General features: G+C 34.3%; 2 protein-coding genes. One reads left to right on the top strand and one right to left on the bottom strand.

Annotated elements, in window-relative coordinates:
* A partial coding sequence (gshB, locus tag IHO13_RS04700) for a glutathione synthase (protein ID WP_225538503.1) occupies positions 1–872 on the top strand: 872 nt, incomplete at its 5' end.
* On the opposite strand, the gene IHO13_RS04695 is transcribed toward gshB, so the two are convergent.
* On the bottom strand, positions 869–1,698 hold an 830-nt coding region (locus IHO13_RS04695), incomplete at its 5' end, for a UDP-N-acetylglucosamine--N-acetylmuramyl-(pentapeptide) pyrophosphoryl-undecaprenol N-acetylglucosamine transferase (RefSeq protein WP_225538502.1). The genes gshB and IHO13_RS04695 overlap by 4 nt on opposite strands.

The following is a 1,698-nucleotide window of genomic DNA, read 5'->3' as shown; positions in this document are numbered from 1 at the left end:
CCACATTTGCATTAATAAAGGAGGCACAAAGAAGGGAGCACGAAGTTTTTTTCTATGTCCCTAACAATTTAGCACTAAAGTTAAATCAGCCAATCGCTCTTGCTCAGAAAGTCAGCGTTAAAGATTTTAGTTTCATCTCTAAAAAAGATGTAACCATAAATTTGAGTGAAATGGATATCATATTTATCAGACAGGATCCACCCTTTGATGTGCGTTATATTACAACCACCTATATTTTAGAAAAAACTAGCGCATTAGTAATTAATAATCCAACGGAGATAAGAAACTGTCCCGAAAAACTAATTACTTCACTGTTTCCAGAACTAACTCCACCAACTTTAATTACTGAGAATGTATCGATGATTAGAGATTTTTACTATAATTACAGAGATATTATTCTGAAACCATTGTATAGCTATGGAGGAAACGATGTAATAAGAATACAAGATGAAAACAGTATTCAAGTAGTAGTTGAACTCATGATCGCAAAATATGAGTGCCCTGTAGTTGTACAGGCATTTTGCAAAAATATAGACAAAGATAAAAGAATATTATTACTCGATGGCCAACCAATTGGAATAATGAAACGAGTTCCAAGAGACGGAGAGATTAGAACAAACTTGCGGCTCGGAGCAAGTTTTGGACCTGCTCAAATGAACGACAGAGACAATGAAATATGTAATAAAATTGGCCCCGAATTAAAGAAAAGAGGGCTAATATTTGTTGGTATTGACATTATAGGTAACTTTCTTCTCGAAATTAACACAACTTCACCAACGGGAGTAGTTTTCATCAACGAATTATATAATACATTGCTAGAAAGAAATCTTTGGGATACATTCGAAGAAAAAGCAAGCAGCCATATCCGTTAACTAAATTCTTGAGCTATTACATTAATAAACTCGGTAACCCCATTCCTTATTCTTGTTCTCTTAGTATTATTAGCCATATCACGCAATTTTTGACAATTTTGTAATAGATCAACTAGCAACTCTCTTAAACTTTTTTTCACTTCACTATTTTGCTCAACTATTACAGCTGCCCCTGAATCTTCAATATATTTTGCGTTATAAAATTGATGACTATCTTTTGAGTGAGGATAAGGAATATATATAGCGGGGCGCTCAGCAAGAGTGATTTCCGCTATCGAGGTTGCTCCTGCTCTGCTAATTATCAAATGAGCACTCACTAGCCTACTTTCCATGTCGTTAAAAAACTCATTCAATTCACAATAGATCCTTTCACTCTCATATAGGCCCCTAATTCTGTCCATATTTTTCTTCGTACATTGCTGCGTTACTCTAATCTTCTCTTTCATTTCAATAGGCAGATTACAAATTACGTCACTCACTATATTATCAAAAAAACTTGCGCCTTGACTACCTGCTATTATTAATATGTTTAGGATTTTCCCAGTACAAGAATAGCCTTGCGCCTTTATATTAACGAAATTCCCTGTAAAAACACATTTATTGCTCCTCGCATATTTAGTTTCTGGAAAGCTAGTTGCAATTAATTTAGCACTTTTGGAAAAGAATCTGTTTACTCTCCCTAAAACTGTATTTTGTTCATGCAAAATTATAGGTATAGAGAGAATCTTTGCTGCAAGAAGAGTTGGAAAAGAAGCATAGCTACCAAAACCAATGACTAGTTTTGGTTTCAACTTTCTTATTTGATACAGTGCCAACACACAACTAT

It is taken from the genome of Wolbachia endosymbiont of Mansonella perstans (genome assembly GCF_020278605.1).
Lineage (GTDB): Bacteria > Pseudomonadota > Alphaproteobacteria > Rickettsiales > Anaplasmataceae > Wolbachia.
The sequence above is the reverse complement of the archived record's forward strand: the minus strand, read 5'-3'. Positions and strand labels throughout refer to the sequence as shown.